The sequence below is a fragment of the Pseudacidovorax intermedius genome, from assembly GCF_001476815.1.
GTDB classification, from domain to species: domain Bacteria; phylum Pseudomonadota; class Gammaproteobacteria; order Burkholderiales; family Burkholderiaceae_C; genus Xenophilus; species Xenophilus intermedius_A.
Genome location: NZ_LDSL01000144.1, coordinates 1 through 25,185 on the forward strand (window position 1 = coordinate 1; position 25,185 = coordinate 25,185).

16 protein-coding genes and 1 pseudogene are annotated in these 25,185 nt (G+C 69.5%); 9 read left to right on the top strand and 8 right to left on the bottom strand.

All coding sequences use genetic code 11. The features are described 5' to 3' along the window. A pseudogene (locus NS331_RS26790) lies at positions 1-386 on the bottom strand (methyl-accepting chemotaxis protein); the annotation flags it as partial. Between the two features lie 261 nt (positions 387-647). Between NS331_RS26790 and NS331_RS20645 the strand changes: the two are divergent. Both NS331_RS20645 and NS331_RS20650 read left to right on the top strand, forming a co-directional pair. After that, positions 648-1,709 carry an AraC family transcriptional regulator gene (locus NS331_RS20645; protein ID WP_058643831.1) on the top strand — a complete coding sequence of 354 codons (1,062 nt, stop codon included), beginning with the start codon at positions 648-650 and terminating at the stop codon, positions 1,707-1,709. Between the two features lie 87 nt (positions 1,710-1,796). Beyond that, positions 1,797-2,996 carry a cation:proton antiporter gene (locus NS331_RS20650; RefSeq protein WP_058643832.1) on the top strand — a complete coding sequence of 400 codons (1,200 nt, stop codon included), beginning with the start codon at positions 1,797-1,799 and terminating at the stop codon, positions 2,994-2,996. An 80-nt stretch (positions 2,997-3,076) separates the two neighbouring features. Here the strand turns inward: NS331_RS20650 and NS331_RS20655 are convergent, their stop codons facing one another. Further along, complete coding sequence (locus NS331_RS20655) at positions 3,077-3,565, bottom strand: DUF421 domain-containing protein (RefSeq protein ID WP_058643833.1); 489 nt, start codon at positions 3,563-3,565, stop codon at positions 3,077-3,079. Continuing rightward, positions 3,565-4,110, bottom strand: a complete 546-nt coding sequence (locus tag NS331_RS20660) for a hypothetical protein (protein WP_058643834.1) — start codon at positions 4,108-4,110, stop codon at positions 3,565-3,567. Before NS331_RS20660 ends, NS331_RS20655 begins: the two co-directional genes overlap by 1 nt. A gap of 201 nt (positions 4,111-4,311) precedes the next feature. Here NS331_RS20660 and NS331_RS20665 point away from each other — a divergent pair, with 201 nt between their 5' ends. Continuing rightward, on the top strand, positions 4,312-5,352 hold the full coding sequence (locus NS331_RS20665; RefSeq protein ID WP_058643835.1) for a tyrosine-type recombinase/integrase: 1,041 nt from the start codon (positions 4,312-4,314) through the stop codon (positions 5,350-5,352). Positions 5,353-5,366: 14 nt separating this feature from the next. Here the strand turns inward: NS331_RS20665 and NS331_RS20670 are convergent, their stop codons facing one another. Further along, positions 5,367-6,551 (bottom strand): divalent metal cation transporter, encoded by a 1,185-nt coding sequence (locus NS331_RS20670; RefSeq protein WP_082702659.1) that lies wholly within the window; start codon positions 6,549-6,551, stop codon positions 5,367-5,369. Here NS331_RS20670 and NS331_RS20675 point away from each other — a divergent pair. After that, entirely contained in the window at positions 6,523-9,111 is a 2,589-nt protein-coding gene (locus tag NS331_RS20675) for a membrane-bound PQQ-dependent dehydrogenase, glucose/quinate/shikimate family (protein WP_058643837.1), read from the top strand. The two genes, NS331_RS20670 and NS331_RS20675, sit on opposite strands and share 29 nt — an antisense overlap. 186 nt (positions 9,112-9,297) lie before the next feature. Continuing rightward, entirely contained in the window at positions 9,298-9,933 is a 636-nt protein-coding gene (locus NS331_RS20680) for a DUF4142 domain-containing protein (RefSeq protein ID WP_058643838.1), read from the top strand. A gap of 242 nt (positions 9,934-10,175) precedes the next feature. Here the strand turns inward: NS331_RS20680 and NS331_RS20685 are convergent, their stop codons facing one another. The 3 genes from NS331_RS20685 to NS331_RS20695 all read right to left on the bottom strand — a co-directional run bounded on the left by NS331_RS20685 (position 10,176) and on the right by NS331_RS20695 (position 16,081). Further along, a complete protein-coding gene (locus NS331_RS20685) occupies positions 10,176-12,113 on the bottom strand; it encodes a phage integrase family protein (protein WP_058643839.1) in 1,938 nt (645 codons plus the stop codon). A gap of 1,656 nt (positions 12,114-13,769) precedes the next feature. Continuing rightward, the gene (locus NS331_RS20690; RefSeq protein ID WP_082702655.1) at positions 13,770-14,852 is read right to left on the bottom strand and encodes a ParB/RepB/Spo0J family partition protein; all 1,083 of its coding nucleotides are present in this window, start codon (positions 14,850-14,852) and stop codon (positions 13,770-13,772) included. After that, positions 14,849-16,081, bottom strand: a complete 1,233-nt coding sequence (locus NS331_RS20695) for an AAA family ATPase (protein WP_058643841.1) — start codon at positions 16,079-16,081, stop codon at positions 14,849-14,851. Before NS331_RS20695 ends, NS331_RS20690 begins: the two co-directional genes overlap by 4 nt. 699 nt (positions 16,082-16,780) lie before the next feature. On the opposite strand from NS331_RS20695, the gene NS331_RS20700 reads away from it, so the two are divergent. Continuing rightward, positions 16,781-18,112: a replication initiation protein gene (locus NS331_RS20700; RefSeq protein ID WP_058643842.1), complete on the top strand. Its 1,332-nt coding sequence runs from the start codon at positions 16,781-16,783 to the stop codon at positions 18,110-18,112. Between the two features lie 47 nt (positions 18,113-18,159). Here NS331_RS20700 and NS331_RS20705 read toward each other — a convergent pair whose 3' ends face one another. Next, positions 18,160-19,155, bottom strand: a complete 996-nt coding sequence (locus tag NS331_RS20705) for a LysR family transcriptional regulator (protein WP_082702658.1) — start codon at positions 19,153-19,155, stop codon at positions 18,160-18,162. Between the two features lie 227 nt (positions 19,156-19,382). Between NS331_RS20705 and NS331_RS20710 the strand changes: the two genes are divergently transcribed. From NS331_RS20710 to NS331_RS20720, 3 genes are all read left to right on the top strand, one after another. Further along, positions 19,383-20,267: an alpha/beta hydrolase gene (locus NS331_RS20710; RefSeq protein ID WP_058643843.1), complete on the top strand. Its 885-nt coding sequence runs from the start codon at positions 19,383-19,385 to the stop codon at positions 20,265-20,267. Positions 20,268-20,469: 202 nt separating this feature from the next. Next, complete coding sequence (locus tag NS331_RS20715) at positions 20,470-21,717, top strand: efflux RND transporter periplasmic adaptor subunit (protein WP_058643844.1); 1,248 nt, start codon at positions 20,470-20,472, stop codon at positions 21,715-21,717. A 128-nt stretch (positions 21,718-21,845) separates the two neighbouring features. Continuing rightward, positions 21,846-25,124, top strand: a complete 3,279-nt coding sequence (locus NS331_RS20720; RefSeq protein ID WP_058643845.1) for an efflux RND transporter permease subunit — start codon at positions 21,846-21,848, stop codon at positions 25,122-25,124. Positions 25,125-25,185 lie beyond the last annotated feature (61 nt).

A 25,185-nucleotide genomic window follows, 5' to 3' on the forward strand; every position in this document is an offset into this window, starting at 1 on the left:
TCCTGGGAGGCGGCGCCGGCGCCGGCGGACTGGTCCAGCGTGCGGCCCAGGTGGCTGACGATGTTGGCGAAGCGCCCGGACAGGGAGGCGATGGCGGCCTCCATCTGGCCGCGCGAGGACTCGATCTGGCCGGACCACACCGGCGCCAGGTCGCCGCCGAAGGACTCGAAGCCGGCCAGCAGTTGTTCCAGCTGCGCCTGGGCGCGCAGGCGGCGGCGGCGCTCGGCGCGCTCGCCCACGACGCCCGCCACCAGCAGCGCCGCGGCGCACACGCCACCGGCAATGCTGGCGCCCGACACGGCCAGGCTGCACACGGCACCCAGCCCTCCCAGTGCCGCCAGGCCGGGGTTTGCCAGATCCGCGAGGCGATGCGTCGCTGCCTTCATGAACTCCTCTCGCCCCGTGCGGGCACGTTCGTCGGTGGATGGACGCTGGCGGCAGGGCCGTCCGGCGTCGCGGAGCGCCGGGGTGGCACTGTGGACGGAACGTTAAGCGCGGGGTCGCCGAAGCCGAGGGACTGGACTGACCGTCCGGCGTCCTCGAAAAGGACATAAACGTGAACAATTGTTTCAGATGCTTACAGTCTTGTGCGAGCAAGAAGCTTTGGCCGTCCAATCGCACCAGGGCATTCAAAGAGGGAACAAGACATGGCAAGTTCGAAGCGTGATCTGGCCTGCCGGGACGAGCACCGGGCGGACCTCGTTCCGGTGCTGCTCCGGCTGCTCACCGCCCAGGTAGGCAGCGAGGGGCATGGCGTGGCCGGCCTCCTGCGCGGATCGGGATTCGGGCCGGAGGACCTGCTCACGCCCGGCTTCAACATTTCCTATCGGCAGTGCGTGGACGTGCTGCGCCGTGCCGGCGCGGGCGGCCGGCTGGCGCTGGAGGACGGCGTCCGCCTGGGGGCGCGTCTGAACGTCGTCTCCCTCGGCAAGCTCGGCCTGGGCATGATGGCCAGTGCCGACACGGGCGATATGTTCCGCCTGCTGACGGCGTTCCACCGCGTCGGCGGCTTCCCGCTCGCGCTGCAGGAAGTGCGCACGGGCGGCCATGTCGACGTGGAGGTGCAGCCGTCGCTGAGCGACCCGGACATTCAGCCTTTCCTGGTCGGCTACACGGTGTCGGCGCTGCTGGGTCTGGCGCGGCAGGTGGCGGGCCCAGGCTTCCGGGTGCGCGGCGTGTGGCTGGCCCTGCCCCGGCCGGCGGACGTGCGATGGATGGAGCGCGCCCTCGACTGCCGCGTGGACTTCGAGGCCGGCAGCCACTGCCTGAGCCTGGCGCCGGCGCCGCTGCCCATCGCCACGGCCGACCGCTGTGTGGCGCAGCGCATGCGGGAACTGCTTGCGCAGATCAGCCCGCGCGAGCCCCTGCTGGACCACGGCGCGGCCGTGGCACAGGTGATCCGCCGGCACGGCGCCGCGGTGCCGACGCTGGCCCAGATCGCCCAGGCCCTCAACATGACCGAGCGCACGCTGCGGCGCAAACTGGCCGACCAGGGCCTGAGCTACCGCAGCCTGCTGGCCGAGGAGCGCCGGCTGCGCACCCTGGCACTGGTGCGTGGCACCCATGCGGCCATGCACGACGTGGCCGAGCAGACCGGCTACGGCAGCCCGCGCAGCCTGCGCCGGGCCGTGCAGCGCTGGACGGGCCATGGCCCAAGCGCCGAGCGCCGGGTGGCGGCCTCGCACGGGATGGCGGCGGGCTTCGCCTGACCGGGCGCGCGCGCCCGTGCCGATGCGGCCAGGTCAGGCAGGGGGCCCTGGCTATCATTCGCCGCCATTTTTTGGACCGGCCGCGCCATGACCACCACCGAGATCTTCCTGATCGCCATGGCGATCATCTTCACCGTGCCCTACCTGGTGTGGCGGCTGGGCCGCACGGACTATGTGGCACCGCTGGTGGTGGTGCAGATCATCATGGGGGTGGTGCTGGGCCCGGGCGTGCTGGGCCGCTTCTTCCCCGAGTACCACGCCTTCGTGTTCACCGCGCCCGTGGTGCAGTCGCTCAACGGGCTGGCGTGGTGGGCGGTGAGCCTGTTCGTCTTCATCGCCGGGCTGGAGCTGGACCTGGGCATGACCTGGCGCCACCGGCGGGAAACCTCGATCACCGCGGCGCTGTCACTGGGCATGCCGCTGATCCTGGGCTGCGCGGTGGCCTTCGTGCTGATGACCATGGGCGGCTGGCTGGGACCGGCGGCGCAGCCCTGGCAGTTCGTGGCCGGCGTGGGCATGGGCTGCGCGGTGACGGCACTGCCGATCATCATCCTGCTGATGGAGAAGATGGACATCCTGCGCCAGCCGCTGGGCCAGCGCGTCCTGCGCTATGCCAGCCTGGACGACGTGGCGATCTGGGCCGTGCTGGCGGTGATCCTGATGGACTGGGCGCGAGTGGGCCGGCAGGTGGGCTTCCTGGCGCTCTTCGCGCTGGCCACCTGGGGCGTGCGCCGGCTGCTGGCGCGGCTGCCGGTGGCCGACCGCTGGTACGTGGGCATCGTGTGGCTGATCCTGGTGGCGCTGGGGGCGGACTGGGCCGGCCTGCACTACATGGTCGGCGCCTTCCTGGCCGGCGCGGTGCTGGAAGCCCGTTGGTTCGGCCAGGCCCAGGTCGACCAGCTGCGCCACCACGTGCTGCTGGTGATGATGCCGGTGTTCTTCCTGTCCACCGGCCTGCGCACGCAATGGGACATCGGCGGCGCGGCGGTCTTTCTGGGAGCGGCGATGTTGCTGGCGGCCTCGGTCACTGGCAAGCTGCTGGCCGCCCGCATGGCCGGCCGCGTGCTGGGCTGGCCGCCGGGCGAGGCCACCACCATCGGCTGGCTGCTGCAGACCAAGGGCCTGATCGAGATCATCTTTGCCAACATCCTGCTGGACAAGAAGATCATCACCCACGAGACCTTCACGGCGCTGCTGCTGATGGCGGTGTTCAGCACCATGCTGACGGTGCCCATCGTGTACCCGCGGCTGCAGAAGGCGCGCGAGCGGTTGAAGCGAGCGGGCTGAGGGCGCCTGCCGCGGGCCGCTGTCGCGGCTCGGCGTCTGCGCGGCGTCTGCTCGGCGCACATCGAGGCGCCGCCGTGCGTTCAGCCGGCCGCCTGGTCGTCCTGCTGCCTGGCCGGGTCGCCCCGGCCGTCGTCGCGCTTGATGAAGCTGATCTTGCCGTTGGGCTCGAGCACCGCCCAGTCCACGTCGCGCATGCTGGCGATGCCGGCGAGCCGCATCTCGGATTCGATCTCGGACCGGGTGAGCCTGTCGCGCCGCAGGCTGTGCGCCAGCAGCCGGCCATGCTGGATGATGACGCGGGGCTCGCCCTCCAGCAGCCGGGCCGCCTTGGGCGACAGGTAGGAAGCCCAGCTCAGCACCAGGCCCCAGAAGGCGAAGGTGCAGATGGCCAGCGTGGCGCCGGTCAGGCTGAAGTCGTTCTGCGTGATGCCCTGCTGGATCAGGTCGCCGACGACGACCATGACGATGAACTCGAAGGGCGTCATCTGCCCCAGCTCGCGCTTGCCGAGCACCCGCACCAGCAGGTACACGACGGCGAACATGACGGTGGCGCGGACGACGACTTCCATCAGGGCAGCACCCGCATCTGGCGCGGGGCGCGCAGCAGCACCCGGTCGCCGTCCATGACTTCCAGCTCGCCCGATAAGGTGCCGTGCAGGCGCGGGTTGACCTGGGCCGAGATCTTGACCAGCCGTTCCTTGCCGGCGGCCAGCGGGCCGAAGTCGAGCTGGAACCGCTCGCCGTCGCTGCTCTCGGATTCGGGCTGCGGAACCATGGCGTTGATGGTCACCTCTCGCCACAGCGCGGCGGGCACGCCGATCCGCAGCGTGGCGATGTCGCTGCCGGCACGGACCCGCAGGCGCGTCTCGTAGAAGTCGCCCGTGCGGATGGTGGTGGGCATCTCGACGTCGAGGGAATGCGGGGGGCCGTCGGCACGGTAGGTGTCGCGCTGCATGCCTGCGTGGCCCAGCACGCCGGAGAGGCCGAGCGTCACGACGGTGCTGAGGATGAGCAGGGACAGCGGATTGGCATGGCGCGACAGTCCGCCGCGCGGCAGGGTGTGCGGGCGAAGGATGCCGTCCGGTGGGTGGTGGAAAGGGTCGGGCTCGGCCATGGTCGCGATACGGTAGCTGCGTCACCATGGCGATGCATCGGCATAGCCGGCGTCAGTGGCGAACGCATTCGACTGCCGGTTGAGCAAGCGACAAGTAACTGGAGTCGTTTAAAAATAAGTTAACGGCAAACTCAACCATCCACTACAAACTGCTTAGCACGTACGATGAGCTTCCTTCGGCCGTTAACTTATTTTCTGCTGATGCCCGACCAGCCCGTACCCTCGCCCGTCACTGCGCCTTCCAGCCGTCACTGGACCTCGTTCCGGCAGGCCTTCGATGCCTGGCTCGCCGACCAGCAGAACGCCGGCGTCCTGCGCCGGCCCGGCGCGCACGAGGTATACCAGGCCATGTGGGACAGTTTTGCCACGTGGTGCCTGTCCCAGTCGCCCCCGGTCACGATCCGGAACCTCCACCTGCAGGACCTGCAGGCCTTCCAGGCCGCCCGCTATGGCCGCAAGTCCTCGGACCAATCGCTGTCACCGCGCTACGCGCTGCGCCTGAGCCGGCTGATCGAGCGCGTGCTCGGCCACCATGCGAGCCGAACCGCCAGCCGCCCCAACCGCGCGCCCGGCGACTGGATCCGCGCCAATCCCACGGTGCGCTATGCCGAGGCCGGCCGTGAAGATCCGCCGCCCGAAGTGCTGTCGCCGGCGGAGGCCCGCCAGCTGGTCGCCTACCTGTCCGAAGCCCGGCCACGGCCGGGCCGCGCGACCGCGGCGCTCGATGCCCTGCCCTGGCAGGACTTGCGCAACCGCACGTCCGTCGCGTTGCAGCTCGGTGCCGGACTGGCGCCCGGCGACGTGCGCGCCCTGACCCTGGCCTCGCCGGTCCGCAACGGCGTCGGCCCGCAGGCGCGGCCCTGGCTGCTGCGAGTGCCGGCCAACGGCACGGTGCGGGCGCGCGAGACGCCCATCGCCCCCTGGGCGGCAGAGCTACTGCACCATTGGCTGGAGGTCCGCTCGGCGGCGCGCATCGCAGGCGACTTCCTCTTTCCCTCCACCCGCACCGGCAAGCCCTGGCTCGCGGACTCGCAGTACCAGTGTGCCCGCAAGGTGCTCGACGCCGCGGGCATCGGCCAGCGGCCGGGCGCCGGCGGCTCCTACCGCCTGCGCCATACCTTCGCCGTGCGGCAGCTGCGGCGGGGCACCTCGCCCGACCTGCTCGCGCGGTGGCTGGGCGTGGAGCCGGTGGAGATGAAGCGCTACGAGTCACCAGGCCCGGCGCCGGCCCCGGTGATCTGACGCCGCCGCGCCGGTCAGGCCCACAGCGACACGCCCGCCCACGCCAGGCAGGCCATTCCCACCGCCACGGTCGCCAGCCAGCCCGTCCACTGCCAGCGTCGCGGCAGCACGAAGCGGCCCATCACCACCGGCGCCGAAGCTGCACGCATGACGCCGGCCATGATCGGCACGGCCAGCACAGCATTGATGATGGCGGCCCACACCAGTGCATCCAGCGTCTCGATGCCCAGCGCGTTGAGTGCCATGCCGCTGCCCATGGCGGCGGCGAGCAGGGCGTAGAAGCCGGGCGCCTCGCGCAACCGATGGGCCAGACCGCGCCGCAGGCCGAGCAGGTCGGCGCAGGCATAAGCCGTGGAGCCGGCCTGCACCGGCAGCGCGAGGAGCCCGGTGCCCACGATGCCCAGGGCGAGCAGCGCGAAGGCACCCTGTCCCGCGACCGGCTTGAGGGCCTGCGCCGCCTCGGTGGTGCTCGTGATCTGTGTCTGTCCGCTGGCATGCAGCGTGGCAGCCGCCGCCAGCACCACCGACAGCGCGATGGCATTGGCGAAGGCCATGCCGATCCATGTGTCGGCGTGGAGCCGGGCCAGGGCCGACCCGGCCTGCCGCGGCGCCTGCGTCGGCAGCTGGCCACTGCGACGGCCGCCAAGTTCCTCCACCTCCTGCGCGGCCTGCCAGAAGAACAGCGACGGGCTGATGGTGGTGCCGAGGATGGCCACCAGCAGCCGCACGCCGTCTGCCCAGAGCGCCAATGTCGGCACCACCAGCCCGCGCAGCGCCGCGGGCCAGTCGACCCCGGCCACCATGGCCACCGCCGCATAGGAGAACAGGGAGAGCGTCAGCCACTTCAGCACACTGGCATACCGCGCATAGGGCATCAGCACCTGCAGAAGCAGCGAACCCGTGCCGAAGAACGCGCCCCACAACCCGCGCGGCGCACCGACGGCCGTGTGCGCCACATCCGCCATCGCGCCGAGGTTGGCCGTGACATTGGCCGCATTGGCCGGCGTGGCCTCGGACGTCGCCGCCGTTCCCCCCGCATGACGACAGGCATGCCCGCGACGCGCTGACAGCGGTGTCCCGCTGTCGGCGGCAACCTCGTCGGCCTTTGTTTCCTCCGCCGTCGACGCGTGCCTTGCGGCCGCGCTGTCGCGGCGTTTCCGAAAGGTCGACATGGCACGCGTCACCGGTGTCCTCTTCATCCTGCTGGGACTGGCTCTGGCCGCCGCGGGCGGCTGGCTGCTCTCGCTGGGCGGCAGCGTCTACTACCTCCTGGCGGGGCTGGCCATGGCAGCCACCGGCGCGCTGCTGCGGCGGCGTTCGGTGGCAGCGCTGTGGCTTTACGCCCTGCTGCTCCTGGTCTCGGCGGCCTGGGCCGTGTGGGAGGTGGGCGTGGACTGGTGGCCGCTCGCCGCGCGGCTGGACGTGCTGTTCGTGCTCGGCCTGTGGCTCGTGCTGCCGTGGATGCGGCGGGCGCTCGAGCAGCCGCGGGTCGGCACCCGCCCGTCGCTGACGCGGACGCGCACACCGGGCATGGCCCCGGCACGCGGGGCGCTCGGCTTCGTTCTCGCGGCCTCGGCCGTGCTGGCGGTCGCGTCCTGGTTCCGCAACCCGCAGGCCATCGACGGCAACCTGCAGGCCCGTGCGGCCGCCACACCGGCCGCCACCGACGCCCCCGCGCCGACCATTCCGCCCGGCGAGTGGCATGCCTACGGCCGCACCGGCGAAGGCCAGCGCTACTCGCCGCTGTCGCAGATCGCCGCCACCAACGTGGACGGCCTGAAGCTCGCCTGGGAATACCAGACAGGCGACGTCCGCGGCAAGCCCGGCGACCCCGAGGAGACGACCTTCGAGGTCACACCGCTGAAGATCGGCAACCGCCTGTTCCTGTGCACACCGCACCAATCCGTGATCGCGCTCGACGCCACCACCGGCAAGCAGGTGTGGCGTTTCGATCCGCAGATCGCCGGCGACCTCGCGCTGCAGCACCTGACCTGCCGCGGCCTGTCGTACCAGGCCGCCGCGGTGCCGGCAGCAAGCGGCAATGCGGCCACTGCCCAACCCCAGCCAGCGGTGGCCGCGGCAGCACCCGAGCCCGCGCGGCCCGGCGCCGGCACGGCCGCCAACCCGGCGCCGACGACCGCCCCCACGGACGCGGGCTCGACGCAGGACAACGCGAACGCGTCCGCCCTCCCCTTGCCCGTCGCCGCCCGGCAAGGACCGACGGCGCCCAGTTGTCCGGCCAAGCTGTTCATGCCCACGGCCGATGGGCGCGTCATTGCCCTCAATCCGGACAACGGCGCCGTCTGCGCCGACTTCGGCCGTGGCAGCGGACAGATCGACCTGTGGCGGCACATGCCCAACGTGCGCCCTGGCGCCTACTACTCGACCTCGCCCGTGGTGGTGACCGCGCGGCTCGTCATCGTGGGCGGCACGGTGCTGGACAACGCGTCCACCAAGGAACAGTCGGGCGTGATCCGTGCCTTCGACATCCGCACCGGCGACCTCGTGTGGAACTGGGATTCGGGCAACCCCGAAGACACTGCGCCGTTGCCGCCCGGCCGCACCTACACGCCCAACTCGCCCAACAGCTGGTCCATCTCGTCGGTGGACGAGACGCTGGGCCTGGTCTACATCCCCATGGGCAACCAGCCCCCGGACCAGTGGGGCGGCCGGCGCAGCGAGGCGGTGGAGCGCTATTCGTCGTCGGTGGTCGCACTCGACCTGGCCACCGGCCGCGTGCGCTGGCATTTCCAGACCGTGCACCATGACCTGTGGGACTACGACGTGCCCGCCCAGCCCACGCTCGTCGACCTGGACATGGGTGGCCAGCGCGTGCCGGCCCTGGTGCAGCCGACCAAGCAGGGCGAGCTCTTCGTGCTGGACCGCCGCACGGGCCAGCCACTGCTGCCCGTGACCGAGGTGCCGGCGCCGCAGGGCGCGGCCGAAGGCGACCACACGGCGCCGACGCAGCCCCGGTCGGCCCTGTCCTTCGAGCCGGCGCCGCTTACCGAGCGCAGCATGTGGGGCGCGACGATGTTCGACCAGCTCGCCTGTCGCATCGCCTTCCACCGGCTGCGCTACGAGGGGCGCTTCACCCCGCCGTCGGAGCAGGGCTCGATCATCTATCCGGGCAACTTCGGCGTCTTCAACTGGGGCGGCATCGCGGTCGATCCGCAACACGGCTGGGCCTTCACCACGCCGACCTACCTCGCCTTCGTGTCGAAGCTGGTGCGCCGCCATGACGAAACCACGCTGATGGTGCAGGAGGGCGGCCCGCCCAAGGGCTCGCTGCCGGCCTTGAACGAGAACTTCGGCGCCCCGTTCGCGGCCTCGATGAAGCCGTTCATGTCGCCCGTCGGCCTGCCCTGCCAGGCGCCGCCCTGGGGCTACGTGGCCGGCGTGGATCTGCGCAGCGGCCAGGTGGTGTGGAAGCACCGCAACGGCACCGTGCGCGACCTGTCGCCGCTGCCGCTGCCCTTCAAGATGGGCGTGCCCGGCATCGGCGGGCCGATGATGACGGCCGGCGGCGTGGCCTTCTATTCCGGCGCGCTCGACAACTATGTGCGCGCCTACGACGTGCGCACCGGCCGCCAGCTCTGGCAGGACCGCCTGCCCGCGGGCGGCCAGGCGACGCCCATGACGTACACCGGCGAGGACGGCCGCCAGTATGTCCTGGTCGTGGCCGGTGGGCACGGCTCCACCGGCACCAAGCCCGGGGATTCGGTGCGCGCCTATGCCTTGCCGGCGGTGCCGCAGTGAGGGGAACGGCGCTGCCCCTGCCCAGCACCGGGCTGGGCTGCGGGGAGGCCATAGGCCGCGACGCCCGGCCAACGCGGCGTCCGACGGCACGGGGTGAATCGTCCGACGGTGGCCGCCAGAGGCGGTCCTAGTCTGGGTGAAGCCGGTGCACTTGCAGGTGCCGGCCTCTGCCAACAAGGACCACCCATGAACATCCAGAATCCGCTCCGCCACTCCCACCTGCGCTGGGCCGCCGCGCTCGCCATGGGCGCTGCCCTGCTGCAGCCCTGTGCCGCGCAAACGGCCCAGACGGCGCCCACCGCTCCCGCCGCGCCGCAGCCGCCGGCACAAACCGCCACGGCCCAGCAGTCGCCGGGTGTCGCCACGGCCGACCAGCGCATGATGCGCGACCTGGCCCAGGCCAACCTGGCCGAGATCGAGACCGGCCGCATGGCGCAGGAAAAGGCAGCCAGCGATCAGGTCAGGCAGTTCGGCGCCCAGATGGTGGAAGACCACCGGAAGGCGCTCACCGAGCTGCAGACCCTGGCGACGACGAAGAACGTGGAACTGCCGTCGGAGCCCGATGCCAAGCACAAGCTGATCGCCGCGGGCCTCAAGCCGCTCAGCGGCGACACCTTCGACAAGCAGTACATGCGCATGGTGGGCATCAACGACCACAAGCAGACGCTGGAGAAGCTGCAGCGCGTGCAGCGCGAAACCGGCGACAGCGACCTGCGTGCCTATGCCGCCAAGACCATTCCGGTCGTACAGAAGCACCTGGCACATGCGCAGGGCATCCATGGAGCGCACGACAGCGGCAAGAAGCGCGGCAACGCGAAGTGATGCCTCGATCCTGCGGGGAGAACAGCGGTGCCCTCCCCGCTTGCTTCGTGAACGGCGCCACATGCCCATCCTGATCGCGGCCCGTTGCCCCAACACCGTTCGGGCCGAGCCCGACGAAGCTTCGGCAAAAGCGCTCTGCGTCTTCGAAGAATTCAGGAAACGGCAAGCTTGAAGCGCAAAGGACACTGACTGGCATCGGGCCCCGTGGCCCGTTGTCTTTTCCGGCCCGTCGCCCCAGAGGCTCACACCGCCGTTGCTGGATCTTGCCACCCGGCTGCCCCAGGCAGCCGCCGCGTCTGCCGAAGCCGGTCCGGCGACAGTGCGAGCAACGCCCGCCGGTCCTGCGCCGGAAGCCCGTGAGCACAACATGCCAGCAGCCGCTTGACCGCCTTGTAGACGCCACCGCGGCTCAAGCCGGCGGCCCGCGTGTCGGTCGGGTCGAACAGCAGCGGCAGGTGGGCGTTGGCGGGATCGCAGGGGTCGGCGGGCAAGCCGCAGCTTTGCAGCAGCATCGACAGGGCGGACACCAGAGGGGCGGGTACCGGCCGCGCCGCCAGGCGTTCGGCTTGCCGCGCCCTCGTGTTGAGTTGCCACTGCGTGCTGCCGCCGCCGGCCTGCGCTTCGGGTACGACCGACGCGCGGCGCCGAAGGTCGCCGCAACGGGCCAGTGCCAGTTCTCCAGGCCGCAAGCCGGTGGCCTGAAGCCATTCCGTGGCCCGCTGGGCACGGTGCAGGCCGCGACTTGCGGGCCTGCGCCCGGACAGGTGGCGGGCCAGTGCAGCTAGATCGGGGACACCGCTCGCATCGTCGCTGCTGCTCACAGCGTTGTTGGCCGCGACTTGTGGCTCCGCCGGCTCTGTCGCCCAGGCGCCTTCGCGGGCTTCTGTCGGCGCCGTGGCCCCGGGCGTCGCACTGGGTGGAGCCATCACCGCCGGATCGGGCGCGCTGCGATGGCCCGCAGACGTTTCCGTCGCCTGGCTTTCCTCTTCGGTGAGGCTCATAGCCTGCGCCGCTGCCGCCGATGCGAGCCCGGGCGAGGGATCGGCAGACAGATACCCCACTCGATGCAGGAAGCGGAACAGGCTGCGCAGCGCCGCGACGCAGCGTTGCAGCGAGGCGGGGCTCAGCGGACCCTCCAGGGGCCGCCAAAGGGGAGACCAGCGCTCCTGGTGACGCGGCCCGCACCATTCGGCCGGCGGGGTGCGCAGGAAGTCCACGAAGGCCGCACAGTCCCCGGCATCGACCGAGGACAGCGCCCTCCCCCGCTCCAGCACGGCCCAGAGCACGAGGCGTTCGGCCTCCTTCCGGTAGGCACGGCGCGTCTCCGCGGAGGCGCCATCGCCCCTGCGGCGGCCGCAGGCTGCCAGCCAGGCATCGATGGCGGCCAGATCGTCGGCCGCGGCGATCCGGCACTGCGCCGCCGGGGCACGGAACCGCCCCTCCGTGCCCCGCAGGGACGGCGGGATCACGAGCTTGTCGAGCGGCCGCAGTGCCAGGGCAGGCGGCACCAGCGCCTCCAGCAAGGGCCGCGGCACCCGGGACATCGGGGAGAACACATGGGCGCCGAGCACCAGCCCCGTGTCCGCCTGGTGCACGCGCAGCCATTCGACGACACGCGCGGCCTTGGTCGGCCCCACGGCCGGCACCGCCCGCCACCAGCGCGCCCCGACCAGGTTGATGTGGACCGCCAGGTCCTGCAGGCTCGTGAAGCCCGCGGCCGCAATCCGTTCCGCCAGCAGAGGCCCCAGCCAGTCGCCCACCGGATCCGCAGGCCGCGGTGAGCGCGACGTCAGCCCTTCCAGCCAGGCCAGTGCTTCCAGCTGCCGCTCGATCAGCCGGCGGCGCTTGGACTGCCGCGCGGCGCCCTGCCCTCCTGCGCCGAAGGCTTCCTCATAAGCGGCGACCTGGTCCTCGATGGAGAAGTCCTCGAGCCCCCGTTCAGCGGCGAAGTCCTCGAGCGTCAGCGCGGCCGTCGCGGCCTCGTCCGAAGCGGCGCGGGCGTCCATGCGCACCAGCCGGGCCGTGCCGGGCCGCGCATGCCGGCGAGCGGCCGCGGCCAGCTCGTCGCGGTAGACCAGGATGGCGCGCCGGATGAGCCGGTCGTCGAGCCGGTCGTCCTCGCCCTGCATGTACCGCTTCCAGGCCTGGCGCTCGTCGATGCCCTGGATGACCGCGCGCATGAAGGCGAAGTGGCCACGGTGCAGCGCACGGGAACGGCGCGTGTCCCTGCGGCGCGGCAGGGCAGCTACCGATGTTGCCGCAGGTCTGGGCACTGCGGACCCATGGCTCTCCAGGCGCCCCTCTCCCCCGCCCTCCCCCGCAAGTCGAGCAGGCGCCGAGTCGCGGGACTGGTTGCCCGCGTTCACCACGTGCGCCGAATCGTCCGAGCCAGCATCGTCTACTGCCTTGCCAAGTCCACGCACACGCCCCGGCATTGCAGCCGTCGGCGCCTCGGAATGGGTGGGATGAACGGTATGAACAGGCATGCCATGGTCTTTGCGCATAGTTTATTATCAATACATCATTATTTGTGCAGCTTCCTCGTATTTTCCTGCGCACACTTCGAGTAGGTGCCATAAGTGCTTGTCAGCAAAAGCAGTTTTGAAATCAGCAGCTGTCTGGGCACGCGGCGAATGCCTATGGGTGGCCCACGGCACCGCTGACCACGATGGGCTTGGCGGCACGCACCAGAGGCTGGGCGTTGCCACTCAGCGGAGGCACCGGGCGCTAGGCGGCTGCGTCCGGCGATGTCCTTGCCAGCATCCGCCTCGACCGGCGGACGATGTCTTGGATCGCCACCGCCTCTGACGAAGTAGCGGATGGCAGCCAACAACATGGGAGCGGCCCTGCGTTTTGCTCGCCGAGTTGATACGTAGCGACATTCATTGGACGCTGGCCTGACGGATGCGGCAAAAGCGCTGTTTCCCCTATCCCCGAAGGACGAAGCGCAAGCAGATTAAGACGCAGTGACCATTGGCTTCCCGTTGTGCGTCCTGCGCCCGTCGGGCGTCAACGGATCCCGTTCACAAGAGGCGGCGCGTTCGGCGCTGCTTCTGATTGGGTGAGACACCGCCGACCGGCTTCTACCGCTTCATACCTCTGAGCACGGGGCGCGTCCTCCCGGACGGAACTCTTCCCAGTCTGTTGGAGCGCCGAACCATCGCGCGGCCCTTGTGCTACCAACCTTCCCGGCGGTGGCTGGCAGATGCGTTCACGGGCGACCGCGATTGACTACGCCGGCAGAAGTGCGGCGCACGCTCTGCACCTTCCCCGCCCTCAAGGGCCATCGCCCTTGCTGCCCTTTGCGCTCCAAGTCGTCGCGTGCGCCCGCGTCGTGGCAACACGCCGCGCCGCGTCGTCGTCTACCAAGCCCCACGCTGGCCGGTCACACGGTCTCAGGGCCCGCCACACTGACGCGGAAGCTGCGGCACCCGCCAACCGTCACGGCCACACACGGAGGCTGGCTGGCAAAAGGGCTGGCTCGGCAGCCGGCCAGCCTCTCACTCAGTCACCGCCAATCCAGCCGACGCATCGATCGAACTTGCATTTCGTCGAGCTGCGCCGGAATGGCCAATGATTGGCAGCCGCCATCGAGAGATCAGCACCCTCCCCTACTCGGCCTGAAGCGCGCTGACTCGACGTCAGCAACCCCGGAATAGCGCGCCAGACAAGTGGCTCCGCAACAAGAACTCGGCACACCGAACAGTCGTCACTGTCGCCCGGGACGCCCCAACCTTCCGGCGCCTCATTTCAGACCAAAGAAATGCGGCCTGCTATGAGCAGGCCGCATTGGCACGAGTTCATGGGCGTTGAACGGTTCAACACCCCCAAGGGACTCACTCAGAGTCCAGATGCCCCTGTAGCCAGGCAAGAAGGGCCGCCTGGCGCGCCTCGGTCAGAACGCCGGCATCGAAGCGCAAGGTGACACGGCCATCTGCCTCACCCGTCAGTACCGCGCCCTGCCCTGCCCTGCCGATGCGGCGCTCGGGCACGGGTGTTGAACGGTTCAACGGCTTCTGCGACTGCCCCAGCAGCACCTCCAGAACCTGCTTCGCGCTCAGCACCGCCTTTGCCGCCCGAAGCTCCTTTGCGCGGGCCACCAAACCTTCGGGATCGCGCTGCAGCACCTCACTGAGCGGCTGGGCCCAGCGGAACTGCACGTCCAGCGGAGACGGAAAAGCCTCGATCACCGAATCTGGCAGACGGGCGAGCGCAAGGCTTTTCGAGATCAGCGACAGGTCCACGCCCACCGACTCCGCCAGCTTGCGTTGCGACGCATACAGGCCGCTGTCCAGCGCCCGTCGGTACATCATTCCCTGCTCCCAGGCGCTCAGGTTCTTCCGGGCCCGGTTCTCGCGCTCCATGGCCTCGAACAGGCCCTTGTCGTCGATGTCGGCAATGATCGCCTGGACGGGCAACCCGAGTTCCAGGCAAGCGCGGTGCCGGCGGTGGCCGAAGACGAGTTCGTAGTCGGCATTGGCATCGGTGCCCGCCGCGAGGCCACGCACGCAGATGGGTTGGACGTTGGTACCACTCGCCGCGATGTCCGCACGCAACTCCTCATAGGCCTTGTCGGCCAGCGCGTCGGCATGGCGGTTGGCCCAGCGAGAGGCGCGGATCCGGCGGGGATCCAGCGCCTTCATCGGCACCGCACCGTCGAAGGCGCGCAGTTTGAGTCGCAGTTCTTCCGCCTCTTTCACGGCTGCTGACTGCGAGGCCATGAACACCGCCATCGATCCTGGCGCCGTCTTCGGGCGCGCTTCCGGCAATGCTGGTGCAACCGCCGAAGCCACCGCCGGTGCTGTCGCGGTTTCGGCGGGCGCCGACGTGACGGGTGACGGGCTGGACTCCGCGACAGGCACCGGCCGCACGGGCGGCAACTGGATCAGGCTGGCCTTGGCTGCGAGTTTTTTACTCATCGGCGGGTCTCCTTAGTCGATGCCTGCACGGGTGTTGAACCGTTCAACGCCCCCACCTGCCCGTTCCACACGGCGCGAATGGAACCTTCAATCTGGCCCACGAAGCTGTCGTAGGCATCACGGGCGCGCTTGAACGTCCGGGCGCTGCCGTCGTAGCGCGACACGTCGTACACGGTGCCGAATTCGGCACTGGCCACGCCGGTGACGGCTGTCTTGGGGATTTCCACGGGAAGCACCTTTTCGGCATAGGTCTGGCCGATCCACTGCCGGATGACCGTGCTGGCGGCGTCGGCCGAATCCACCCGAGCGAGCAGCACATGGATGAAGTCGAAGTGCTTGTCCAACCCGCGCTTGGTAAGCAACTCACCGGTGAGGTCCGAGAAGAGGCTCCAGAACTGCGAGGCAGAGGCAAAGTCCAGCGCGTTGGGCGGCAGCGGCATGATGATGCCGTTGGATGCCATGAAGGCATTGATCGTCGTGTACGACAGGGCAGGGGGGGTGTCGATGATGATGACGTCGTACTCGCTGCGCACGTCGTCGATGCCAAGGTCCAGCACCCGCCAGAACTCGAAGCCGGGTTCCTGGGTCTGCCGGGCCGGCAGCGCGAACTCTGCGCCGAACAGCACGGGTGCCGCGGCCACCAGGTCGATGCCATCCCAGTAGGTTGAGCGGATCGCGTAGCGAATCGACGTCTCCGTCCCCATGGCCAGAGGGAGGATGGTGTCCTGCTCTTCCACCTCCGTGTCAGGAAGGATGCCGAACAGCGTGGTGAGCGAGCCCTGCGGATCGGTGTCGATGACCAGCACCCGATGGCCAAGCAACGACAGACCCTGAGCCAGGGTCACGGCGGTGGTGGTCTTGGAGACGCCGCCCTTGAAGTTGCCGATGGAAATGGTGATGGCCTCGCCACCCTCAGGGCGCAGCCGATCCTTGCGGTATTCGCGCACCCATTGCCGCGCTTCGGCCAATGTGAACTCACGGCGGCTGCCGGAAGGATTGAGCCGGCCGCTTGGAAGGTCTCCCTTGCCGAGCCGGTGCGAGATGGAGCCCTTCTCCATCTCGAGCAGGGCCGCCAGCTGGGAGAGGCTGAAGCCGGGAGCCTCCTTGCGTGCCGTCGGCGCAAGCATGGCCGAGCGGATTTGCTCCATCATCGCCACGGCGCGTTCGGCCTGGGCGGCGATATCGGCGAGGCTGATGGGCCGAGGGGGGGGAAGAGGGGAAGATGCCATGTGAAACTCCTGAAGGCTGAAGTTTACCGAGGCACTTTACGGAAAAGCGTGTTTCGCTCGAGAAAACGTCAAGAAGCACACATTTGGTGGCTTTCTCTTCTTCTTGGGCTCAGTTGCCGTTTAGGAATAGTCTAGAACCCTTCAATTCCTTTAATACCTTTAGGGAGAGAAATCTTATTTAAAATCAAACACTTACTTCAACCTGCATGCAGGCACGCGGGACGCTTTGGAGAAGCGGCGGGAACGCCAGGCAGGGAAGACAGGAAACTCTGGAGAGTTTTCGGTAGCCGAGGTGAGTGCATTCGTGATTCTGTGAACTCCTCTGTGATGGCTTTCAGGTGAGGGTTTTCGGGAGCGCATCGTTGGGGTGAGCATGGTTGCGCGAGGACTGGAGGCGACAGGCGCGCATCGGCGCCCGATCGCGGGCTGCCAGACTTGGTGGAAGGGGGCTTTTCCGCGTCAGCCTGTCCGATCCGGGGAAGCCGAGCCATGCGGCCCGGCCAAAATCCCGAAAACTCTCCGTTTGGATTTGCCGCCCAAGGTGTGAGCCCCAGACTCACGTGAGACTTTTCAGGATCAGTGCCGAACGCTTTCAGGTGAAAGCCGCTCTCACGTCTCGCTTACATTAGCGGGATGGCTCGAACCCCCCGAACGTCCCCGCTCGCACGCGCCCGCGGTTTCGACGGCGGCGGCACCGACATGACGGCGGCCGATGACGTCCAGCTGCTGCGCAAGGCGGTCAACACGCTCGCCATCGTGCCCAAGTCCACCCGCATCACCACGCTGGGCCGCAAGAGCTACAACGTGCTGCTGTACCTCGCGCAGGAGCAGGGGATGGAAAAAGACGTCTTCCGCACGCCGCTCGACGCGGTGGTGCGCGGCCTGGATTTCGACAGCAACGACCACGCCCTCATCAAGAAGCACCTGCGGGCCATGGTGTCGACCACCGTGGAATGGCAGTCGCCGACGAGCGGGGAGGGCGCCGCCTGGAACGTCAGCGGCCTGCTCGCCCATGCGCGCCTGAGCAAGGAGCGCGGCCAGGTCTGGGTGGAATGGTCCTACGCCGTCAACCTCAAGCAGGAGCTGCTGGATCCGAGCGTGTTCGCGCGGCTGAGGCTGGAAGTGATCAGCCAGCTGCGCACCCATGCCGGCGTGGTGCTGTACGAGATCTGCACCCGCTACAAGGACATCGGCCGCACCGCCCGTCAGCCCTGGCGCTGGTGGTACCCGGTGCTCAGCGGCAATCCGCACACCGAGAAGACCGAGCGGCTCGAATACCGCATCTTCAAGCGCGACACGCTCAAGCCGGCCATTGCCGAGGTCAATGCCATCACCGACCTGGAAATCGAACTGGTGGAGCACAAGCAGGGCCGCTTCATCGACGAGATCCAGTTCCACATCGGCCGCAAGAAGCCGGCGACCGCGCTGGGCCTTGCCCGGGCGCCGGCACCGGTGGACATGGGCCTGGTCGGCCGGGCCATGCAGCTGGGCGTGGGCGAGGAGGCCTTCGACGCGATGACCGTGGGCTGCGGCGAGGCCACCGTGCGCTCGGCGCTGGACGTGCTGGAGCGGCGCGTCAACACCGCCTATCCGGAGCCGCTGCGCGACCCGGTGCGCTACCTCAAGGCGCTGCTGCTGCAGGGCAGCGAACGCGCGGAGGCGGCCGCCGAGGCCGCCGCTGCCCATCCGGCGGCCGTTGCGCTGGCCGCCCGCGAGCAGCAGGCGCAGCGCCGCCAGCGCTGGCAGGCCGAGTGGATCCGCCGCGCCAACGACCGCTGCCTGGCCGCCATCGAGGCCCTGTCGGAAGAGACGCAGCACGCGCTGGAGCAGCAACTGCTGCAGGCCCTGCAGGCCCGCGGCGCCCATCCGTCGATCATCAAGCGGCTGGGCACCAGCGGTTGGCACCATCCCATGGTGCGCCAAGAGATGCTGCGCTTTTTCGGCGATGCGACCTTCGGGCCCGGATGGGACAAGCCGGGGGCCGAAGACCTGCTGGAGATCGCCACGGAGATGGGCGGGGAAGAGGGCTGACGGACGGTGGCGCGGGGCAGGCGGCGTGCGAGCGCCGGACCGGGGCTTCAGCCCGGCCGTGCGTCCGCGAAGGCCGCCAGCGTGGACGCGCCCGCGATCGCAGGCGTCTCGGCGGTGGCCTGGGCGGGGGCGCGCACCAGGTCCGGGCGCCGCGCGAATTCCGCCGCTGTCCAGTCCACGAAGGCCCGCACCTTGGCGCTCAGGTGCCGGTTGGGCGGGTACACGACGTGCATGGGCAGCGGTGGGCATTCCCAGTCCGGGAACAGCTCCACCAGCTCGCCGCTGGCCAGGTAGGGCGCGGCGACGAAGCGCACCATCTGCGCCACGCCGAAGCCGGCGAGCACCGCCTCGGTGTAGGCATTGCTGTCGTTCACCGCCAGCCGCGACGGGCCGACCACTTCCAGCACCTCGCCGTCCTTGTGGAACTCCAGCGGGTACACGCGCCGGGAGTTGTGCGAGAAGAAGTTGATGACGTGCTGGCGTCCACGTTCCAGGTCGTGCGGCGTGCGCGGCGTGCCGTACTTCTTCAGGTAGCCGGTCGAAGCCACGGTCACGAAGGGCAGGGTGCCGATGCGCCGTGCCACCAGCGACTGATCGCCGATCTCGCCGGCGCGGATCACCACGTCCACGTTGTCGCCGATCAGGTCCACCGGCCGGTCGCTCACGCCCAGGTCCACCTGGATGTCGGGGTACTGGTCGCAGAAGCTCTGCAGCCGCGGAATGATGATGAGCCGGGCCGTCGCCGTGCCCACGTCCACGCGCAGCCGGCCCGAAGGCGCGGCATTGCTGTTGGTCATGCTCGACTCGAGCTCGTCGAAGTCGTTGAGCAGCCGCGCCACGCGCTCGTAGTAGGCCGCGCCGTCGGGCGTGACCGTCACCCGCCGCGTGGTGCGGTTGAGCAGCTTCACGCGCAACCGCGACTCCAGCGACTGGATCTGCTTGGTCACGGTGGCCTTGGGCAGGCCGAGCGAATCGCCGGCGCGGGTGAAGTTGCCCGCCTCGACGACGCGCACGAACACCCGCATGGTCTGGATCTGGTCCATGGATCGATGTGCGAAAAGGGCTGACATCCCGCGCGCGCGGGATGCGTCACGCTGACGCGGTCAGCGCAGTGGTCAGGCTTCGCATTCTGTGCGCGGATGCCCGCTTCATTGTTGCTGCGCGAGAAACAGAGTAGGGCCACCGGCCGAGCGTATGTTGCGGCGGCGGTCCTTATAGTTCGTTCCACGCTCCGAAAACGAGAACCCCACGTCGTACCGAAAGGCCCGCCATGAGCAGCACAGACCGCCACGCCCCACCGCCCACGGCCGCCGCCGTGGCCGCCTGTGCCGTGGCGGAGGAAGATCTGCTCATCGAACTGCCCGGCGAGGAGCCGGTGAAGGCCCGCCTGTACGGCGAGCGCCGCAAGGGCGCGAGCGCGACCCCGCTGGTGCTGCACTTCCACGGCGGCACCTTCGTCTGCGGCGACCTGGACAACGGCCGGAACGTGGGCCGCCTGCTGGCCTCGGCCGGGGCGCGCGTCGTGTCGCTGGCCTATCCGCTGGCGCCGCAGCATCCTTTTCCCAAGCCCATCGAAGTGGGCTTCGCGGCGCTCGAATGGCTGCACAAGCAGCGCGTCAAGCTGGCCGGCAAGGGCGCCCAGATCTTCCTGGCGGGTGAAGAAGCGGGCGGCAACCTGGCCGCCGCCGTGGCGCTGGTGGCGCGCGACCGCGGCCATCCGCCGCTGGCGGGACAGATCCTGCTGTCGCCCATGCTCGATCCGTGCGCGGGCACCGCCTCGCTGCGCGAGGCCTCGTGTGCCGACGCGGCCTGCAAATGGGCCACCGGCTGGCAGCAGTACCTGCGCCGGCCGATGGATGCGAGCCATCCGTACGCCGTTCCCGGCGCCGCGCTGCGGCTGACCGACGTGGCGCCCACGCTGGTGCTGGTCGGCCCTGACGACCCAATGCGCGACGAGGCCCTGGCCTATGCCAAGCGGCTGCAGGCGGCCGGCATCGACGTCGTTGCCGAAGTGCTGCCGTCCACGTCGCAGTGGCCCGAGGCGCTCTACCAGCCCGACGAGCCGGGTTGTCCGGCCTGCGGCGTCGCAGCGCGGCAGAAGTTCATCGCCTTCTTCGAAGCCCGCCGCGCCGCGGCGGCCACGCCGCCTAGCTGACGGCGCCCGTGCGCTGCGCCGCCGTGCGGCCTTGATCCACCCTGAACACTGACTGGCTTTCGCTGCGCCGACACGCAGCGTGGGCCGACCTGCGCTGCCGTCCTGCATACGGCGGCGCCACCCACCCCTATCCCTTCCGTCGCCTGCGCCACAAGCGCCGGGCAGGCGGCCTGCATTCTTCGACCCGAAAGAAAGACCTTCCATGGCCCATCTCAACGACACCCCCGCCGCCACACCGCCCGTTCGCCGCCGCCTGTGGCCGGCCATCACCAGCCTGACGGCCGTGCTTGCCATCGGCGCCGGCGTGCTGGGCATTCCCGGTCTCAACGCCAAGGCCAGCGACACGCCGGCGAGTGCCGCGCCGCCGGCCACGCCAGTGACGGTCGCCGCCGTCGAAGCGCGCCCCATCAATGCCTGGAACGAGTTCTCGGGCCGGCTCGAGGCGGTGGAACGTGTCGAGGTCCGCTCACGCGTGGCCGGGGCCGTGCAGTCCATCCATTTCCGTGAAGGTGCACTCGTCAAGCAGGGCGACCTGCTGCTGACCATCGACCCCGCGCCCTACCAGGCCGAGGTGCAGCGCGCCGAGGCGCAGGTGGCTTCCGCCCAGGCGCGCGCCGCCTACACCCGCAGCGAGCAGGAGCGGGCCCGGCGCCTGTACGGCGAGCAGGCCATCGCGCAACGCGAACTGGACGAGCGGCTCAATGCCGGCCAGGAGGCCGAGGCCAACCTGCGCGCCGCGCAGGCCGCGCTGCAGAGCGCCCGGCTGAACCTGTCGTACACCCAGGTGCGTGCGCCGGTGGCGGGCCGCATCGGCCGGGCCGAAGTCACCGTCGGCAACCTCGTGCCGGCCGGCCCGGGCGCGCCGGTGCTGACCACGCTGGTGTCCGTCAGCCCCATCTACGCCAGCTTCGATGCGGACGAGCAGATCGTGGCCCGCGCACTGAAGGACTTGCCCGGCGGCGCCGGTGCACGCACGCAGCTCGCCAGCATTCCGGTGCAGATGGGCACCGCCACCACCGATGGCACGCCCTACGAGGGTCGCCTGCAGTTGATCGACAACCAGGTCGATGCGCGCAGCGGCACGGTGCGGGTGCGTGCCCGCTTCGACAACGCCGACGGCGTGCTCATCCCCGGCCAGTTCGCGCGCATCCGCATGGGCCAGGCAGGCGAGAGCCGTGCGCTGCTGGTCAGCGAGCGCGCCATCGGCACCGACCAGAACAAGAAGTTCGTGCTGGTCGTGGGCGAGGGCAACAAGGCCGAGTACCGCGAAGTGACGCTGGGTGCGCCCGTGCAGGGCCTGCGCGTGGTCAGCACCGGCCTCAAGGCCGGCGAGCGCGTCGTGGTCAATGGCACGCAGCATGTGCGGCCCGGCATGGTCGTGGCGCCGAGCGAGGTGCCCATGGCTGCGGCGAGCAGCGCGGGCACCGAGCGCGTCGCCTCACGCAGCTGAGGCGCGCGCCCTGAACGCTGCTACTGCGGCGTTCCTCTTCACTTTCGCTTCCGTTCAAGTCGCCACCGTGCGCGCCCCCGGGGCTGCGCGCGGGGGCTGTCCTCACCCCGCCACCAGGAGTTGGCGCCATGAATTTCTCCAAGTTCTTCATCGACCGGCCGATCTTTGCCGGCGTGCTGTCGCTGCTGATGCTGATCGCCGGGCTGATCGCATTGCGCGGCCTGCCGATTTCCGAATACCCCGAAGTCGCACCGCCGCAGATCGTGGTGCGCGCCCAGTACCCCGGCGCCAATCCCAAGGTCATCGCCGAAACGGTGGCCACGCCGCTCGAAGAGCAGATCAACGGCGTGGAAGGCATGCTCTACATGAGCAGCCAGGCCACCACCGACGGCGTGATGACGCTCACCGTCACCTTCCGCCTCGGCACCGATCCCGACAAGGCCCAGCAGCTGGTGCAGAACCGCGTGGCGCAGGCCGAGCCTCGGCTGCCGGAAGAGGTGCGGCGCCTGGGCCTGGCCACCGTGAAGAGTTCGCCGGACATCACGATGGTGGTGCACCTGGTGTCGCCCAACAAGCGCTACGACATCGACTATCTGCGCAACTACGCGGTGCTCAACGTCAAGGACCGGCTCGCGCGCATCGAGGGCGTGGGCCAGGTGCAGATCTGGGGCGGTGGCGAGTACGCCATGCGCGTCTGGCTCGACCCGCAGAAGATGGCCCAGCGCGGCCTGTCGGCCAACGACGTGGTGGCCGCCATCCGCGGGCAGAACATCCAGGCCGCGGCCGGCGTGGTCGGCGCATCGCCGGGCCTCTCCGGCGTGGATCTGCAGCTGTCGGTGAACGCCCGCGGCCGCCTGGCCAATGAGGAGGAGTTCGGCGACATCATCGTCAAGGGCGGTGCCGCCGGCGAGCCGTCGACGCAGGTGGTGCGCCTGCGCGACGTGGCGCGCATCCAGCTGGGCGCGGCCGACTACTCGCTGCGCTCGCTGCTGGACAACGACCCGGCCGTGGGCATCGGCGTCTTCCAGGCGCCGGGCTCCAACGCGCTGCAGATCTCCGAACAGGTGCGCCAGACCATGGCCGAGATCCAGAAGGCCATGCCCGAGGGCGTGGAATACCGCATCGCCTACGACCCGACGCAGTTCGTGCGCGCCTCTATCGCGTCGGTGATCCACACGCTGCTGGAGGCCGTGGCGCTGGTGGTGCTGGTCGTCATCCTGTTCCTGCAGACCTGGCGCGCGTCCATCATTCCGCTGCTGGCCGTGCCGGTGTCGGTGGTGGGCACCTTCGCCGTGTTGCACCTGCTGGGCTTCTCGATCAATGCGCTGTCGCTCTTCGGCCTGGTGCTGGCCATCGGCATCGTGGTGGACGATGCCATCGTGGTGGTGGAGAACGTGGAGCGCAACATCGAGGCCGGCCTCACCCCGCGCGAGGCCACATACAGGGCCATGCGCGAGGTATCGGGCCCCATCGTCGCCATCGCGCTGGTGCTGGTGGCGGTGTTCGTGCCGCTGGCCTTCATCTCGGGCCTGACGGGCCAGTTCTACCGGCAGTTCGCCGTCACCATCGCCATCTCGACGGTGATCTCGGCCATCAATTCGCTCACGCTGTCGCCGGCCCTGGCCGCGCTGCTGCTCAAGGGCCACGACGCGCCGCGTGATGCGCTCACGCGTGGCATGGATCGTCTGCTGGGTGGCTTCTTCCGCGGATTCAATCGGCTGTTCCACCGCGGCAGCGAGGGCTACGGCCGCGGCGTGCGCGGCGTGATCTCGCGCAAGACGCTGATGCTCGGCGTCTACTTGGCGCTGGTGGCGCTGACCTTCGGCCTGTTCAAGGCGGTGCCGGGCGGCTTCGTGCCCACGCAGGACAAGCAGTACCTGATCGGCTTCGCCCAGCTGCCCGACGGCGCCACGCTGGACCGCACCGACGACGTGATCCGCCGCATGGGCGACATCATGAAGAAGAACCCCAACGTGGAAGGCACGCTGGCCTTCCCGGGCCTGTCGATCAACGGTTTCACCAACAGCTCCAACGCGGGCATCGTGTTCGCCATGCTCAAGCCTTTCGACCAGCGCCGCGCGCCGGAGCAGAGCGGTGCGGCCGTGGCCGGCCAGCTCAACCAGTCCTTCGCGGGCATCCAGGATGCGTTCATCGTGATGTTCCCGCCGCCGCCCGTGGCGGGCCTGGGCACCACCGGCGGCTTCAAGCTGCAGCTGGAAGATCGCACCTCGCTGGGCTACGAGGCCATGGACAAGGCGGTGCAGGCCTTCATGGCCAAGGCACGCCAGACGCCCGAACTGGCGGGCATGTTCACCAGCTGGCAGGTCAACGTGCCGCAGCTCTTTGCCGACGTGGACCGCACCAAGGCGCGGCAGCTGGGCGTGCCGCTGACCGACATCTTCGACACGCTGCAGATCTACCTGGGCAGCCTGTATGCGAACGACTTCAACAAGTTCGGCCGCACCTACAGCGTGCGCGTGCAGGCCGACGCGCCCTACCGTGCGCGGGCCGAGGACATCGGCGCGCTCAAGGTGCGCTCGGCGTCGGGCGAGATGATTCCGCTGTCCGCGCTGATGAAGGTGGATGCGAGCTTCGGCCCGGAGCGCGCCATGCGCTACAACGGCTACCTCACGGCCGACGTCAACGGCGGCGCCGCGCCCGGCTTCTCCTCGGGCCAGGCGCAGGCCGCCATCGCACGCATCGCGGCCGAGACGCTGCCCGCCGGCATCAGCTTTGAATGGACCGACCTGACCTACCAGGAGATCCTGGCCGGCAACTCGGCGTTCATCGTCTTCCCGCTGGCCATCCTGCTGGTCTTTCTGGTGCTGGCCGCGCAGTACGAAAGCCTGACGCTGCCGCTCGCCATCATCCTGATCGTGCCGATGGGGCTGCTGGCGGCCATGACCGGCGTGTGGCTCTCGGCGGGGGACAACAACGTCTTCACGCAGATCGGCCTGATCGTGCTGGTGGGCCTGTCGGCGAAGAACGCGATCCTGATCGTGGAGTTCGCGCGCGAGCTGGAGTTTGCGGGCCGAACGCCGGTGCAGGCGGCCATCGAGGCCAGCCGGCTGCGGCTGCGGCCCATCCTGATGACCTCGCTGGCCTTCATCATGGGCGTGCTGCCGCTGGTGCTGTCCTCCGGCGCGGGCGCGGAGATGCGCCATGCCATGGGCGTGGCCGTGTTCGCCGGGATGATCGGCGTGACCGCCTTCGGCCTCTTCCTCACGCCCGTCTTCTACGTGGCGCTTCGCCGCCTGGCGGGCAACCGGCCACTGCGACAGCACGGGCAGGTGCCCACCCATGCCGACGACTTCGTGTCGGCCGAGCATCCCGCGGCGTCGGGACATCACGGTGGCGGCGGTGGCCTCACGTCTCTGCCCGCCGCGCCGCGCGGCGCCCACGAATGACGCCTCCCTTGTTCACGAGGACACCGACCATGACGAACACGAATGCGTACCCCACGACGGC